The sequence below is a fragment of the Olsenella sp. SW781 genome, assembly GCF_012027725.1.
Classification (GTDB): domain Bacteria; phylum Actinomycetota; class Coriobacteriia; order Coriobacteriales; family Atopobiaceae; genus Thermophilibacter.
The window spans coordinates 1-14,799 of record NZ_SJOU01000005.1; the positions used below are offsets into that span (position 1 = coordinate 1).

General features: G+C 67.5%; 11 protein-coding genes. All 11 read right to left on the bottom strand.

All coding sequences use genetic code 11. From position 1 onward, the window contains the following. Nucleotides 1-702 (bottom strand): 5'-methylthioadenosine/adenosylhomocysteine nucleosidase, encoded by a 702-nt coding sequence (locus E0L17_RS03880; protein WP_167929945.1) that lies wholly within the window; start codon nucleotides 700-702, stop codon nucleotides 1-3. A 9-nt stretch (nucleotides 703-711) separates the two neighbouring features. Next, nucleotides 712-1,200: an S-ribosylhomocysteine lyase gene (locus tag E0L17_RS03885; RefSeq protein ID WP_167929946.1), complete on the bottom strand. Its 489-nt coding sequence runs from the start codon at nucleotides 1,198-1,200 to the stop codon at nucleotides 712-714. A 221-nt stretch (nucleotides 1,201-1,421) separates the two neighbouring features. After that, the gene (locus E0L17_RS03890; RefSeq protein ID WP_167929947.1) at nucleotides 1,422-2,186 is read right to left on the bottom strand and encodes a mechanosensitive ion channel family protein; all 765 of its coding nucleotides are present in this window, start codon (nucleotides 2,184-2,186) and stop codon (nucleotides 1,422-1,424) included. Between the two features lie 20 nt (nucleotides 2,187-2,206). After that, the gene (locus tag E0L17_RS03895) at nucleotides 2,207-3,502 is read right to left on the bottom strand and encodes a HipA domain-containing protein (protein WP_167929948.1); all 1,296 of its coding nucleotides are present in this window, start codon (nucleotides 3,500-3,502) and stop codon (nucleotides 2,207-2,209) included. 1 nt (nucleotide 3,503) lies between these two features. Then, nucleotides 3,504-3,719, bottom strand: a complete 216-nt coding sequence (locus tag E0L17_RS03900; protein WP_167929949.1) for a helix-turn-helix domain-containing protein — start codon at nucleotides 3,717-3,719, stop codon at nucleotides 3,504-3,506. Between the two features lie 133 nt (nucleotides 3,720-3,852). After that, nucleotides 3,853-6,414 carry an ATP-dependent helicase gene (locus E0L17_RS03905; RefSeq protein WP_167929950.1) on the bottom strand — a complete coding sequence of 854 codons (2,562 nt, stop codon included), beginning with the start codon at nucleotides 6,412-6,414 and terminating at the stop codon, nucleotides 3,853-3,855. Between the two features lie 114 nt (nucleotides 6,415-6,528). After that, nucleotides 6,529-6,981, bottom strand: a complete 453-nt coding sequence (locus tag E0L17_RS03910) for a MarR family winged helix-turn-helix transcriptional regulator (protein WP_167929951.1) — start codon at nucleotides 6,979-6,981, stop codon at nucleotides 6,529-6,531. 113 nt (nucleotides 6,982-7,094) lie between these two features. After that, on the bottom strand, nucleotides 7,095-7,934 hold the full coding sequence (locus tag E0L17_RS03915; RefSeq protein ID WP_167929952.1) for a Cof-type HAD-IIB family hydrolase: 840 nt from the start codon (nucleotides 7,932-7,934) through the stop codon (nucleotides 7,095-7,097). Beyond that, nucleotides 7,918-9,693 carry a class I mannose-6-phosphate isomerase gene (locus tag E0L17_RS03920; protein WP_167929953.1) on the bottom strand — a complete coding sequence of 592 codons (1,776 nt, stop codon included), beginning with the start codon at nucleotides 9,691-9,693 and terminating at the stop codon, nucleotides 7,918-7,920. Before E0L17_RS03920 ends, E0L17_RS03915 begins: the two co-directional genes overlap by 17 nt. Nucleotides 9,694-9,841: 148 nt before the next feature. Further along, entirely contained in the window at nucleotides 9,842-14,347 is a 4,506-nt protein-coding gene (locus tag E0L17_RS03925; protein WP_167929954.1) for a GH32 C-terminal domain-containing protein, read from the bottom strand. A gap of 60 nt (nucleotides 14,348-14,407) precedes the next feature. After that, the gene (locus tag E0L17_RS03930; RefSeq protein WP_167929955.1) at nucleotides 14,408-14,782 is read right to left on the bottom strand and encodes a hypothetical protein; all 375 of its coding nucleotides are present in this window, start codon (nucleotides 14,780-14,782) and stop codon (nucleotides 14,408-14,410) included. Nucleotides 14,783-14,799: the final 17 nt, after the last annotated feature.

The window sequence follows — 14,799 nt, forward strand, 5'->3', positions numbered from 1 at the left end:
CTACAGCGCGGCCACCATGTGCTCGACGATTCCGGCGCAGCGCTCGGCCGAGGCGCGCTCGAAGGTGGCGTAGTCCATGGCCTGGCCCTCGCTGCCAGGCTTGTCGGAGATGGCGCGCACCACGACGAAGGGGACGCCGTTGGCCTCGGCCGCCTGGGCGATGGCGGCGCCCTCCATCTCGCAGCAGAGCGCGCCGAAGGTGTCCACGATGCGGCGGCGGTCCCCCTCCGCGGAGATGAACTGGTCGCCGGAGGCCACGCGGCCGGGCAGCGCGCGCACCTCGGGCGCCACCGCGGCGGCGGCGGCGAGGGCGGCGTCGCGGAGGGCGGCGTCGGCCACGTACTCGGGACGCTCGCGGCCGGGAACGAGGCCGGGCGCGTAGCCGAGCGCCCCGACCGAGAAGTCGTGCTGGACGCAGTCGGTGGAGACCACGAGGTCGCCGATGTCGAGGCGCGCGGCGTCGAGCGAGCCCGCCACGCCCGTGTTGATGAGGTGCGTGCAGCCGAAGTGGTCGGCCAGGACCTGCGCGCAGATGCCGGCGTTCACCTTGCCGATGCCGCACTTGACCACGACCACGTCCTTCTCGCCCAGGCGTCCGGAGCAGAAGTCCGTGCCGGCCACGCGCTCCGCGCACGCGTCCGAGAGCTCGGCCTTGAGGTGCTCAACCTCGACGTCCATGGCGCCGATGATTCCGATCTTCATTCTGTCCCCCTACTCCTGCGGATAGGCGAGGTGCGCCTCGTCGATGTTCTCCAGCGTGTTCTCCAGGTAGCGCCGGGCCCACCAGCGTGCCTGCGCGAGGTCCGCATCATGCCAGTTGCCGCACTCCTCCGGGCGCGCGCCGGGAATCTCCCCCTCGAAGTCGCGGATGAACTCGAAGCACGAGCGCACGAGCGGCACCACCTCGGCTGAGGCGTGCTCGCCAAAGAGGATGAGGTAGAAGCCCGTGCGGCAGCCCATGGGGCCAAAGTAGACCACGCGGTCGCGCCACTCGGAACTGTTGCGCAGATAGGTGGCGCCCAGGTGCTCGATGGCGTGGACGGCCGCCGTGTCCATCACGGGCTCGCGGTTGGGCGCGGTGAGGCGCAGGTCAAAGGTGGTGACCACGGCGCCGGTGGCGGGGTCGGCGTCCACGCGGCTCACGTAGACGCCCGGCTCGAGCGTGAGGTGGTTGACGGTGAAGCTGGCAATCTTCTCCATGGGGCTCCCTGGGACGAGGTTCTTCTCGACGGTTCTTCTCGCCACCAGTGTAGCCGGTCCTGGCGCGGGCCCGCGGGCCAGAAGCGTCGCCTTGCCCCCGCACGGCCACTCCGCGGGGGCGAGGCGACGCTTTGGCGAGAAGAACCGTCGCCAATCCCCCGCACGACCGGTCCGCGGGGGTTTGGCGACACTTTGCGGGGGCGGCGGTCCCGCCGCGCGCCCTACACCGCGCTCGCGAGCCAGGGCCGCCCGGAGAGCGCGCGGGCCAGGCGGTCCTGCGCCGTGGAGAAGACCACGTCGGCCTTGACGTGCAGCCGGACCTCGCCCTGCGTGCCGTAGGCGGTGAAGGCCGAGAAGATCACGTCGGTCTCGAAGGCGGGGTCGAGCAGGTCCGCGAGCTCGCTCGCCGCCACGCGGCAGCACTCGTCCGCCACGGCATTGAGGTCCGCTCCCGGCACCACGGCGATGGGCACCCCGCAGTAGCCCACGCTCCAGGGCGTGATGCGCGTGAGCGCGGTCTTGGAGAGCACCGAGTTGGGGATGACCTCCTGGGCGCCGCCGCGCATCATGACGGTGGTGCTGCGCCACGTGACGTCGGTGACCTCGCCGGTCACGTCCCCCACGGAGATATAGTCGCCGGGCTGGACCGCCTTGCTCAGCATGAGGCTGATGCCGCCGATGATGTTGGAGATCGTGTCCTGCATGCCGAGCGAGACCGCGATGGACACGACGCCGAGCGCCGCGACGAAGCCTGCCGGGTCCACGCCGAAGACCGGCCTCATGACGCTGAGGAGCGCGAGCACCCAGATGAGGGCGCGCCCGATGTTGATGAAGAGCGAGGCGCTCGGCAGGTCCGAGGCGTCGAGCAGCTTGTGCATGAGCCGCATGACCACCCGCTCGACCAGCCAGGCGATCACCACGGCAGCAACCAGGGTCACCCCCTTGTCGAGCCACCCGCCCGCGTCGAGGCCCAGTAGGTGCTCCATCGTGTCTCCCCCTCAGTCCGTCATGCCCTTCTTCCCGAACAATACTCGCTCAGCACCCCCACGCGGGGCATCATGTTTTCGATAAGGTCATCCGCAACGTAGGGGGTCGACTCGAGCACATCGCCAAACTCCCCCTCCCCGGCACGTCGGACGCCCTCGACAAGCCCTTCGACGAGAGGGCTCGCCAGACGTCTGAGCGCGGAGTCCCTGATGCCCAAATCGGCGGCGAGCACGCGGAAGCTGTCGGCGGTCACCTCGTCAACCGTCCGCGCATCCCCGATTCGCATGGCAAGCCTTCTGGGGTGATGGGGAAAGAACGTGGTGCTCACGACATCATATGCGGGCGCGAGGCTAACAATCGCCCCTCCATCGCGCGCCGGCCCGTCATGCGTGATTGAGTAGTTCTTCAGATGCGCGTCGCAGTTGCCGACCAGAAACGTGAGGCAGATCATCTGGGCCAGGGACGCCACGTCGCGAGCGGGCCTGACGCTGCGCATCCGAAGCAGGTCCGCCATGGCGTGAACGCTTCCCCCCTCAAGCTCGGCATACTTTGAGCCGCCCGTGACTCCGACCGCCTGTGCCATGTCCTCCTGATGAAGCCTGTCCACCACGAGCCCGCCTTCCACGACCAAGGCGCGCCGGTCAAACCTCTCGATGGCAAGCACCGGGTTGCCAACGTCGAGCAGGGCAGTTTGGGAAACCGTCATCCCACAGAACGCCGCGGCGGACATACAGAGGTACTCAACCTCGGGGAGGTCGCGCAGATGACTTGTCTTGAGGATGTGCGTGCTCGCCGAGAGGCCAATGGGACGCAGCCATCCGGTGCCGATGGGAGATCCGGGCATGTGCGCCAGGGCCGTCTTAGACTGGGTGCCGGCAAGGGAGAGGCGCGTCGTGACGTTCTCCCGCGCGGTCTCCGCGTCGCTCAGGAACATCTCCCTCAGCTCGCCCGCGTCAAGCGGGACGTATCCATCTCCGCTCTCCCCTGGCAGACAGGCGGAATCACAGATGAGGACGTCGCCGATGCACTCCCTCCCACAGGCAACAAGGAGGCCCAGCCAGTCCTCCTCGGCAAGCCCGAGCTGGGCGGCAAGGGCAACCCGCGTCTGCCCCTCAGCGAGAAGGCCCTCGAAATAGGGTCGGATCTCGACGAGGCCAAACTTCCCCTCCCCGAGGGGGAGTGAGAGCGAGAGCGGCCTGGCATCGGCCCGAGCGAGGTAGCCAGAATCATACGAGAAGGCGTCTCCCAGCTCTCCAAGGGTGCCCACAAGAACCGGAGACCTCTGCTCCAGCCTGTAGACGGAATAGCCCGACATGCTACCCCCTCGGCTCTGCCACAAGATCTATTCCCAGCATCGTCAACACGCTCAGGACCTTTCCCACCTCGGCGCTCTCCTTACCGTTCTCGAGCTGGGAGAGAAACGTGACGCCGACGCCCGAAAGTCCCGCAAGTTCAGCCTGCGTAATCCCCTGCCTCCTCCGCTCAAAACGAATCAGGGAAGCGAGCTCCCCGACGTTTGCCAACCGAGTCATAGCCACCTCAACTTATGCGTACACGTAAATATCCGCCAATTGAAGGCTAATATATGCGTTCGCATAAATCAACAGCAGATGCCGCAGAATTTATGCGAACGCATACGTGACGCGAAGGGGATGCCCCTACGCGTCACCCCTCGATCTTGACGAGCGGGGCGAAGCCCTTGAGGAGCTTCTTGGTCTTGCCGGTGCGCGTGAACTTGACCTCGATCGTGTCTCCGGAGACGGAGAGCACCGTACCGGGGCCGAAGGTCTTGTGGGAGACCTTGTCGCCTGCCGAGAAGGACGTGGAGGGCGCGGGGCGCGCCGGCGCGGCGGCGCGGGGGGCCGAGAAGGACGACGCCTTGGGGGCCACGCCCGTGGAGCGCGTGCGCGAGCCGAAGACGTTGCCGCCGTAGACCGAGGAGCCGCGCCCGCTGCCGAAGGTGCCATGACGGTCCCCGCGCTTCTCCCAGCCCACGCCGGTGAAGCCCGAGGAGCCCACGCCCGTCCGCTCGATGTCGGCGGCGGGGATCTCGTTCAGGAAGCGGCTCGGCGGGTTGGCCTGCACGGAGCCGTACGTGCGGCGCGTGGCGGCGTGCGTGAGGTAGAGCTTCTTGCGGGCGCGCGTGATGGCCACGTAGGCCAGGCGCCGCTCCTCCTCCACGGCCGCGGGGTCGCCCTCGTAGGAGGTGTGCGGGAAGATGCCCTCCTCCATGCCGGCGACGAAGACCACGGGGAACTCCAGGCCCTTGGCCGAGTGAATGGTCATCATGGTGATGGCATGCGTCTGGCCGGCGAGGGAGTCGAGGTCGGAGCGCAGGGCCAGCCACTCTATCAGGGCCGGGAGCTTCTCGGAGGCGACGGGGGGCCTCGCTGCGGCCGCCCCGCCCGCCTCCGGCTCACGCTGCGCGAAGTCGCCCACGGCGGGCGGGGCGGCCGCAGCGAGGCCTTCGGATCCGGAGGACTCCCTGCCCGCGGGCTGGCCCTGCGCGCCGACCTCGACCGCGCCGGCAGCCGCCGCGCTGGCAGGAAGGTCTTGGTCGAGGGCGCCCGCGGCCCGCAGCTGGGCCAGGGACTCGAGCGTTTCCACCGTGTCGTGCGTCTCGTCGAACTCGGCGGCGACGCCCATGAACTCGCGGATGTTCTCTATGCGGCCGTCCGCCTCCACGGAGTGCTCCGCCTCGAGGGCGCGGATGAGGCCGGAGCGGTCCACGATCGCGTCAACCACGTCGGCGAGCTCGCCCGTGAAGTGGCGACCCGCCTCGATGACGCCCGTGAACTCCGCGAGCGCCGAGCGCACCTTCGCGCCCAGAAGGCCCGTCTCGGCGATCGCCAGCTCGCAGGCCGAGAAGAACGAGATGCCCTCGTCGGCGGCGAGCTCGCGAATCTTGTTGATGGAAGTGGTGCCGATGCCGCGCCGCGGCGTGTTGACCACGCGAAGCGCCGCCACGTCGTCGTCCGGGTTCACGACGAGCTTGAGGTAGGCCATGACGTCGCGGACCTCGGCGCGGTCGAAGAAGCGCGTGCCGCCCACGATCTTGTACGGTACGCCCGCGCGCAGGAACATGTCCTCGAGGATGCGCGACTGGGCGTTGGTTCGGTAGAAGACGGCCATGTCGTCGTAGCTCGTGCCGCCGTCGTGGAGCTTCTCGATCTCGGAGCCGATCCAGCGGCCCTCGTCGCGCTCGTCGGAGGCCTGGAACACGCGGATCTTCTCGCCGTCCCCCGCGTCGGTGAAGAGGCGCTTGGGCTTGCGGCGGGAGTTGTTGGCCACCACGGCGTTGGCCGCCGCCAGGATGTGGCCCGTGGAGCGGTAGTTCTGCTCGAGGCGCACCACGTGGGCGTCCGGGTAGTCCTTCTCGAAGTCCAGGATGTTCTGGATGTCCGCGCCACGCCAGGAGTAGATGGACTGGTCGTCGTCGCCCACGACCATGAGGTTGCGATAGCGCGCGGCCAAAAGGTTGGTGATCGCGTACTGGACGTGGTTGGTGTCCTGGTACTCGTCCACGCTGATCTGGCGGAAGCGGTCCTGGTAGCGCTCCAGGACCTCCGGGCGCTTGGAGAGCAGCTCGAAGGTCTTGACCAGCAGGTCGTCGAAGTCCATCGCGTTGGCCTTGGCGAGGCGGTGGTCCAGCTCGCGGTACACGCGCGCGGCGGCGCGGTCCGCCGGGTTGGAGGAGCTCGCCATCTCGTCCGGCCCCACCATCGCGTTCTTGGCGGAGGAGATCTTGGCGCGGATTGAGTTCATCGGGAACTGCTTCTGGTCGATGTCCAGGTCCGCCATGATGGTCTTGACCAGGCGGCGCGAGTCGTCGTCATCGTAGATGGTGAAGTTGGGGCGATACCCGATGAGCTCCGGGTCCTCGCGCAGCATCCGCACGCACATGGCGTGGAAGGTGCAGACCCACATGCCGCGCGTGCCGTACGGGAGCAGGGCCTCCAGGCGCTCGCGCATCTCGGCGGCGGCCTTGTTGGTGAACGTGATGGCCAGGACCTGCCAGGGCCTCACGCCCTCGTCCGCGATCATGTGCGCGATGCGCACCGTGAGCACGCGCGTCTTGCCCGAGCCCGCGCCCGCGAGCACGAGCAGCGGGCCGCGCGTGCACTCAACCGCCTCGCGCTGGGCCGGGTTGAGGCCGTTGAGGTCGATGACGGGTGCCGAGGCCGGGGCGGGCATCGGCGAAAAGAGGGTCTGCTGGTTCTGGGTCATGAAGCCCCCACGTTCTTCTCGGTGACTGCGTGCCCTACGAGTGTAGCGGCATGACCGGACGGCAATTGCCGGGATCTGGCTACCCGACAAATGCTGACAAAGGCGTCAGGTCGGCTACTTGTGCTTCTTGACGCCGCCGAGGATGTCGTCCTTGTCGTAGGTGAGGCTGTAGGCGATCTCGAGGCCGCGCAGCAGCTCGCGGGCATCGTGCTCCCCCATCTTGCTCAGCGTGGCGGCAAGGCTCGATACACCATCGGAGCTGTGGTCGTGGGCGTGGCGGCGGCCCTCGTCGGTGCAGTAGACGAGCACGCGGCGCCGGTCCTCCTTGTCCTGCTCGCGGACCACGTAGCCCTTCTCCTCGAGCGAGTCGATGATGCGGGTCATGCGCGGCCGCGTGTACCCGAGCGTCTTGGCAAGCTCGGAGGGCGTCATCGCCTCGTCCTGGCGCGAGACGTACTCGAGCACCGGGTCCTCACCCATCGACATGCCGTATGCCGTCCCGATGGAGCCCTTGGCGACCCCCCGGGAGTACATGATGAGCTTCTTTGCAGCGTCCTCGTAGTCCATCTGCCTGCAGCGGGCCCCTTCATCGAAGCGCGGCGCTACGGCCACGCCAAACACGTCCTCTGACTGGTTAATAGTAGCAACTTTCCCCGCGCCCCGCATTTTATTCACCTCTTTCAAATAAGTGAGAAGATTGTCTCGGCGAGGCCGTCGTGGTCGTTGTCGAGCGCCGTCACCCGCGACGCGGCGTCGCGCACCTCGGCGGGCGCGTTTGCCATGGCCCAGCTCTCGCCCACCGCGCGCAGCATGTCGATGTCATTGCGGCCGTCGCCGAAGGCGGCCGCGTCCGCGGCGCTCACCCCCAGATGCTGGCAGACGGCCTCGACCCCCTCGGCCTTGCTCACGCGGCCGTCCATCACCTCGCAGAGGATGGGCGACGAGCGCACCACGGCGAGGTTGGGGAACGCCGCGCCCAGCTCGCGCTCCGCCCGCTCCACCGAGGCCGGCTCCCCCACGAGGAGGAACTTGTGGAGGCCCCGCTCCGAGAAGTGCTCCTCGAGCGTCCCCTCGACGGACTCCACGCCCACGATGCGCTCCTCGCGCGCCACGCGCGGGTCCGAGCGGTCCGACGTCACCCACGTGTGATAGCCATACGCCATACAGCAGACGTCCGGCAGGGCGCAGACCACGTAGTCACGCACCTCGAGCGCGCACCCGAGCGCGATGGGCCTGCTCAGGAGCTCCGCCCCGGCGGCATCGAGCACGTAGGCGCCCCCATAGCACACGACGGGCCCCACGTTGCCGAGCTCGCGGCGAATCTGGTCGAGCGCCTCGGGCATGCGCGCGGAGACGAGCACGAGCGGGATTCCGCGCGCCTCAAGCTCCCTCGCCGCCGCGGCCGTCCGAGGGCTCACGCGATGCGACGCGTCGAGCAGCGTCCCGTCAACGTCGCTGAACACGGCGGCGGGCAGGCTGCGCCCTCGCTCTTCTCGCCCGTCATCAGGCCTCTTCGTCATTGTGACCACCTTCCGTCCCCCGCACGCTCGCGCGCACGAACATGATTGGACCCTCGCAGCCGTCTGCGGGCCGAACCTCATAGGCGCCCACCGAGGCCGGAACGATGAAGGTCTCCGCATGGTGCACCCTCAGGGGCTCGAAGGCGCCCTCGGGACTCCTGACCAGCGCCTCCGCGCCCGCCACCAGGTTGAGCACGTTGAGCGTCTCCCGCGTGTCCAGAAGTGCCGAGCCGCCGGGCGCCACCGTGTAGCGCCGGCACAGGATGGGCTCTAGCTCATGCAGGCCCGTCACCTCCACGCGGTCGGCGCCGCTGGGCTCGTCGACGTCATGTGCGCGGTTGACGAGGTTCTTCTCCACCCACCCGGTCGTGCGGTCCCAGCGGATGACCTTGCCCCCATGAGCCAGGTGCACCGGGCGGGGACGCCCGTCAAGGCCGAGCCGGCCCCAGTCCCAGAGCTTGAAGGTGAAGAGGTACGGCGTGGCGCTGATCTCCAGCACCATCGTCCTCGCACCCGAGCAGTGGACCGTGCCCGCCGGGATGAGGAAGTGGTCGTGCGGCCGTGCCGGGATGCGGTTGACGTAGCGCTCAGCATCGAAGGGGGCTCCTCCGGCGTTGGCGTCCTCGAGCGCGGCCATCATCTCCCCCGGGTCCACCCCCTCGTGAAGGCCCAGGTAGACACACGCCCCCTCCTCCGCGTCCAGGATGTAGTAGCTCTCGTCCTGCGTGTAGGCCATGCCGAACTCCCGGCGGATGTAGTCCGTCGTGGGGTGGACCTGCAGGCTCAGGTTCTGCCCGCCCATGGTGTCGAGCAGGTCAAAGCGAATGGGGAACTCCGCCCCATAGCGCGCGTAGACGCCCTCGCCAAGAAGGGCGCGCGGGCGCAGGAGCGTGAGGTCCATGGCGGGCAGGCGCACGACGCCGCCGTCCAGCTCGAAGGCGAGCGCGTTCTCCTCCGGCACGCCGTCGAAGGACCAGGCGTAGTTGGGCGCGTCCGCGGGCAGCCCAAAGTGCTCGCGCATCCACTGGCCGCCCCAGACGCCCGGGTCGAAGTAGGGCTCGGTCCTGAAGGGGCGGCTGGACGCCACGTCGAGGGCGGCTCGGAAGGCCTCCCCGTCCATGGCGCGCGGCAGGTCACGCTCATCGGTCCCCACCACATAGTCCGCCCGCTCGAGCAGGCGCGCCTTGTGCCGGTCCGCGAGGCGCCACTCCACGAAGTAGCCGCGCTTGACCTTGCGCAGCACGTCCTCATCCCCGTTGTCGCAGCCGTAGTTGGGCATGCCGGCTCGATAGCGCAGCTGAATCTCCCAGCGTGTCACGTCCAGGTAGACGAGCACGTCACCGGGGTGCACGAGCGCCGCCCCGAAGCCGCAGACGAGCACGAGGCCGCTCACGCCCTCGACGCACCAGCGCGCGGCGAGAAGGGCGCGGGCGTCCATGAACTCCTCGAGCTCGCCGAAGCACATGCGACCGAAGACCCGGTCGTCCGTCAGGAAGGGCACCATGCGGCGCGTGAGTTCGGCGGGCTCGGGAAAGAGCGTCCGCGTGTCCACCATCACGTCCGGGTGCAGGCGCGACATCTGCGAGATGACCTCGTCGTCCCGAACGCCGGGATAGGAGTCGCACACCAGGACGCAACGCCCGCCGTTCCGAGAGCGGACCCTCTCCACGCGCGCGGAGAGCTCGACGAGAAGGTCGTCGTAGCCCACGATCGCCCGGTGCCCGGGCACGCGGATGGTCGGATGCCTGTCGTATGCCATGATCTCCTCCTTGCCGTGGTGCCCTTCGGCCATGCTCGCGTCCGGGCGCCGCATGGGCGCCCAGGCGCGGGCCGGCCGCGGCGCGCGGGCATCAGTCCCGCGCGCCAGCCGGCAAGCCGGGGCGCCCCAGAAGGACGCCCCGACCTCGCTACTTCCTCTTGGACCTGCCGAGAAGGACGCCCGCGCCCGCGGTCACGGCACCGAGCGCCGCGATGCCGCCCACGGCGACCGTGGCGTCACCGGTGTCGGGGACCCTGCCGGAGCCGCCAGACGCCTGATGGGTGCCGCCCTTGTCCTCGGAGCCCGTGCCGCCAGGCCGCTGGCCCTCATCGCCGCCGGGCCGCTGGTCGCCGCCGGGCAGCTGGTCGTCGCCGGGCTGCTGGTCGTCGTCGCCGGGCTTCTGGTCGTCGCCGGGCTCCTCACCCGTGTCGGCCCGCTCCAGCGCCGCGAAGGCATCCCTGACGGACTGTGCCGCCGCTGCCATGTCCGCGGAGGTCGCGTTCTTGTCCGCCAGCAGAGCCCGGGCCTCCTCCAGCGCATTCTGGAGCGCCGCCCACGATTCTGCGGTGTAGTCGGAGGCGTCGAGCCCCTCGACCTTCTCGCTCACCTCGTCGATGGCGCCCTGAAGGTCCTGAGTGGGTCCCTCGGTTGCCGAGCCGCCCACGTAGAAGTTCTCGAAGGTGGTCTGGTCGGAGTCCCACATGCCGATGGCAACGTAGCCCTCGGTATCGGTGTAGTCGGGATCGCCTTCCTGGAGGGTGTAATCAAGGTACTGCTTACCGTTGATCTCGACCTTGATGGTCTTGCCCTCCACCGAGATCTTCACGTGGTAGTTGCCCTCGGGGTCAACCTCAACCGCGTGGTCGTCCTGGTAGAGCGTCTTGTCGCCCTTGAAATCGAACAGGCGAATCTTGCCCGCGCCGTCGAGCTGGATGGCATAGCAGCCCTGGTAGGCATCCTGCACCTGGCTGCCGAAGATGAGGTTCTCCAGGCCGGTCTTGTGGTGGACGTCAATCTCGTACGTCAGGCCGTCCACCGGGTACTTCTCGCTCGAGAACAGGAAGCTGTTAGCGCCCATGCCGTTCACGTGGAGCACCGAGCCGTCGACGTAGAATGCGCCCGTCGGTCGAGAAACGCCTGCGACGTTGGTCTGGAGCTCGCCCTCGTACACGCTCACCGTGATATCGCGGCTCACGTTCGGGTCGCTCTTGCTCGCCACGGTGATCGTGGCGGTACCGCGGGCGTTGCACGTCACGCGCAGCCCGCCCTCGGTCTGCTCGGCAGATGCGACGGAAGGATCGCTCGAGGTGATCGTCAGGTCCTGCGGAGCAGCGGCGGGAGACACCCACGCGCTGATGTCCGCCGTGGTGCCCGCGTAGCCCGTCACCGTGTCGCGAGAAAGACCGATGCTCTGGGCAGAGGAGCTCGGGTTGCCCGTCTGCTCGTCGCCCCAGATGGTCTCGAGCGGATACACCGTCGCATCGAGCGTGGCGGTGCCGTTCTCGCTGAACGCCTGCAGCCCGTCAGCAAGCGGCGACGGGAAGATCTGGTTGGCTCCGGCGGCAACGTAGTCGCCGGTGAACACCTCGATGCTCATGCGGTCCACATACACGTGCAGGGTCACGGATCCGTCCTCGTTGTGGTCGACGTTTGCCTGCGAACGCGGCTGGGCGAACGCATCGTTCAGGATGGAGCCGGACTCGCTGCGGTCGAGCGTGATGGTGTCCGTGGCAAAGTCGTAGGAAACGCGCGTCTTCTGACCTGCGCCCACACGCACGTCAAAGCCCACGGTAGGCTGCTCGCCCTTCCCGGGCGTGAACGTAGCCTCGATCTCGTAGGAGGTTCCGTTGAAATCGATCGGGGTCACCGCATCGTCTTCGCCGAGCTTCAGCCCGTCAACGGTCACCTTGCCGCTCTCGTCGCGCAGGTCATCGAGGCTGTCGACCGGATCCTGCGTGAGCCGGTACGCGTCGTCTGAGTCCTGGGTGAGGCCCAGCTTGACGGGAAGGTTGTAGGTACCGTTGAAGCGCCAGTTGCCGGTATTCTGAACGAGCTTGTTGTAGTCCCAGGTGTTCATCCAGTTCATGGCAACAAGCTCCGGACATTTAACGCTGCCCGACGTGCCGAAGTCGCTGCCCGCGTTGAAGTAGGTCATGGCGGCGTAGGCGTCGCGCCCGAAGTTCATCGTGTAGTCGGGCGTACCCTCGTCCTGCACGAAGGCGTACTGGCCGCCCTCGACGTTGGTGGAGACCACATTCTTGAACTCGCCGACCTTGTAGCTCGTACCGCCGCGGGAGAGAATCCACTTGACGGTGCCGTCCTCGGCCTTAACAGGGTAGAGATCGGGGCACTCGGTGTACACGTGGTTCTCGGTCCCCGGCTCGTTGAGATAGCTCTCGCCCTTCCAGTGAACGAGGTCGTCGGAGGAGTAGAAGCGCACGGGGCCGCCGGCCACGATAAGGAACCACTTGTTGTCGAAGCGGAAGACCTTGGGGTCGCGGAAGGCGCCGTCGGCGGGCGTGATGATGTCGTCGGTGCTGTAGTCGAGAAGAACGTCGTCGTACTTCTGGTAAGCGCCCATGGTCTGGGTACTCCGGTCGTAGGTGGCATAGGCGAGCGTCAGGCGCTGCTTGCCGTCCTGCCCCGCCCGTCCGTTGGCCGTGACGATGAAGACCATGCCCTCCTCGCCCTCGGCAAAGATCTCAGGCGCCGTGGAGTGGTCGGCGTACACGCCGCAGCCGGAGAACTGCGCGCCGTACTCGTCCGGGTAGAGGGCGATCGGCTGCTCCTCCCAGTGCACGAGGTCGGTGCTCGTAGCGTAACCCCAGTGCATGGGACCCCAGTCGGTGTCGGTATAGGCCTGGTAGTAGAAGTGGTACACGCCGTCGGAGGTCCTCACAAGGCCGCACGGGTCATTGCCCCAGCCGTTCTTGACGCTGTAGTGGAACTGGTCGCGCTGGTCCTCGTAGTAATACGTGTCGTCCGGCCCCTCGCAGAAGACGCGCAGCTGGTAGACGGCAACGGCGCCCGTCTCGGAATCCTCGACGGTGAGGGTGTACTGGTTGAGGCCCTCGTTGCGCGCATCGGTCCCGCGGTCGGTCACGGGAACACTCACGATCCCGCCCTCAGGCTCGTAAACGTTTCCCGCCTCGTCGGCCACGCTCACGCGCGCATCCGCGTTGGTCGTCTCATACGCGATGTTCACGCTATCGGCCGAGTTCCGCACGTATCCCACGTACACGTAAGCCGTGTCCTGGAACGCAAAGGGCATGTCAACCGCATCGCCCGTGATGTTGAGGCTCGTGAGCTGCGGGGTGTTGCCCTCGGTGAGCGGCGTGGCCGTCACGTTCTGATAGGTTACGGCAGCGTTGAACGAGAGCAGGCCGCAGTACCCCTCGCGCAGGGCGGTGTTCTGCCCATAATGCGCGTAGACCTCTTCGTTGTTGGCCTCGGTGCCCAGGGTGTAGTCCGCCGTGCTCGCCGTCTTGGTAACGGCGTTGCCCTCGGCGTCCTCGTAGGACACCGAGAAGACCATGTGCTTGCCGATGGTCGTGACGCTCAGGTGGAAGGCGTCAGAGACGCTCGCGCCAAGCTGGATGGGGGACAGCATGTCGTATGCGATGCGCCCCTCGTTGGCGGTCTGCTCGAACTTGAACAGGCGGCACTCGCCCGTCTTGGGGTTGATGTTGGCCACGTAGGACTGCATGGCACCGAGGTCGCCCTCGTCGCTGTGAAGCACGAGCGACGCGGCGCCGTCCACGTCGGCGCTCTCGAAGGACACGTCCGCTGAGTAGACCATGTCACCAAGGGATGCCGCCTCGTCCTGCCAGCGAACCATGTAGTCGCCACCCGAGGATGCGACCCACAGCCCATCCGCCGTCTCGACCGTCTGGCCGTTGCCGAACATCGTGTAGTCACCCGAGAGACTGGTCTCAAAGCCGTCTCCCTCCTCGGGGACATCCGGGTCGGGCAGCTCGAGCCCGGCGTCCTCGCTGATGGTCACGTTGGAGAACGTCGCCGCGGAATTGAAGGTGAGAAGCCCCACGCAGCCTCCCTGCCAGCCCTGGATGGTGGCCGATCCGCTGACCTCGTGGCCCGCGGCATCGGATGCCGTCACCCTGCAGAGGCCCGTCTCGTCAATCTGGACCCTCAGGTGGACCGTGCCCGTCGTGTCAAGACCCGCGGAATCAACCTGATTCTGTGGGAACGTTATCAGGTCCATGCTATCATTCACGCGGAAGAGGCGTACGCGCTGGTCGGCGCTCTCGTTGTTGAAGTTGAAGCCGTACCACGTGCCGCTTCCCGGCTCCGCCGCGTTTGTCGCCCCCACGACGAGCGCGGCGGATATGCCGTCGGTCACCTGCACGTCGGCCTGGTAGTCCAGGCTTTGGTAGGCCTTTCCGCCCTCGAGCATGGCAAAGTGGTCGCCGTCGCGACGCGAGACGTCCACCGTCCCGTCCTCGCAGGTGACCGTGCCCCCGCTTGCGCTCACGAACTGCGTGAGCGTCGTCAAGTCGGACGCCCCGGCATCCTGCCGCGCAACGACGGGAGCCGGCGACTCCGCCGCAAGGGCGATCGCCGGTGCGCCGGCGCCTAGGGCACAGACCGTCCCCAGAATCACCGCCAACCGTGCGGGCCGCATTGCTGAATCCATGTCAAGCATCTCCTTTCCAGTGTTTCGCCAAATTAGTGGGCCAGGCAGCAACCGCCGTGGTTACCTGGCCTTTCCGCCGTTCTTCTCGCCTTTCGCGTTCTTCTCGCCGCCCTTGCTCCTCCCGTGCTCGCGCGCCCACTCGTCGAGGTCCACGCCGGCAGCCGCAAGGATGTTCCTCACGTTCTTCTTGGCGTTGGTCGTCCCCACCTTGAGGACCACCGAGACGAGCGCCCCCACGACGAGAAGGGCAACGCCCAGCACGCCGAAGCCCGTCCCTCCTCCGCCATAGAAGCCCCAGTAGCCGACGATGAAGCCGGCGGCGACGAGCGAGTAGCCGATGCGCAGCCACACGTTCAGGCGCTGGATGGCGTCGGTCTGGAGCCTGGCCTCGCGGATGAGGTCGTCGCGGGTCCAGTTGGAGGTGTCGAGTGCCATGAGGGTTCCTCATCTCT

Coding starts and splice junctions, on each gene's coding strand:
- E0L17_RS03915 (WP_167929952.1), bottom strand. CDS start 7,934: ATGACGAAGAGGCCTGATGACGGGCGAGAAGAGCGAGGGCGCAGCCTG.
- E0L17_RS03930 (WP_167929955.1), bottom strand. CDS start 14,782: ATGGCACTCGACACCTCCAACTGGACCCGCGACGACCTCATCCGCGAG.
- E0L17_RS03880 (WP_167929945.1), bottom strand. CDS start 702: ATGAAGATCGGAATCATCGGCGCCATGGACGTCGAGGTTGAGCACCTC.
- E0L17_RS03900 (WP_167929949.1), bottom strand. CDS start 3,719: ATGACTCGGTTGGCAAACGTCGGGGAGCTCGCTTCCCTGATTCGTTTT.
- E0L17_RS03885 (WP_167929946.1), bottom strand. CDS start 1,200: ATGGAGAAGATTGCCAGCTTCACCGTCAACCACCTCACGCTCGAGCCG.
- E0L17_RS03895 (WP_167929948.1), bottom strand. CDS start 3,502: ATGTCGGGCTATTCCGTCTACAGGCTGGAGCAGAGGTCTCCGGTTCTT.
- E0L17_RS03890 (WP_167929947.1), bottom strand. CDS start 2,186: ATGGAGCACCTACTGGGCCTCGACGCGGGCGGGTGGCTCGACAAGGGG.
- E0L17_RS03910 (WP_167929951.1), bottom strand. CDS start 6,981: ATGGACTACGAGGACGCTGCAAAGAAGCTCATCATGTACTCCCGGGGG.
- E0L17_RS03920 (WP_167929953.1), bottom strand. CDS start 9,693: ATGGCATACGACAGGCATCCGACCATCCGCGTGCCCGGGCACCGGGCG.
- E0L17_RS03905 (WP_167929950.1), bottom strand. CDS start 6,414: ATGACCCAGAACCAGCAGACCCTCTTTTCGCCGATGCCCGCCCCGGCC.
- E0L17_RS03925 (WP_167929954.1), bottom strand. CDS start 14,347: ATGGATTCAGCAATGCGGCCCGCACGGTTGGCGGTGATTCTGGGGACG.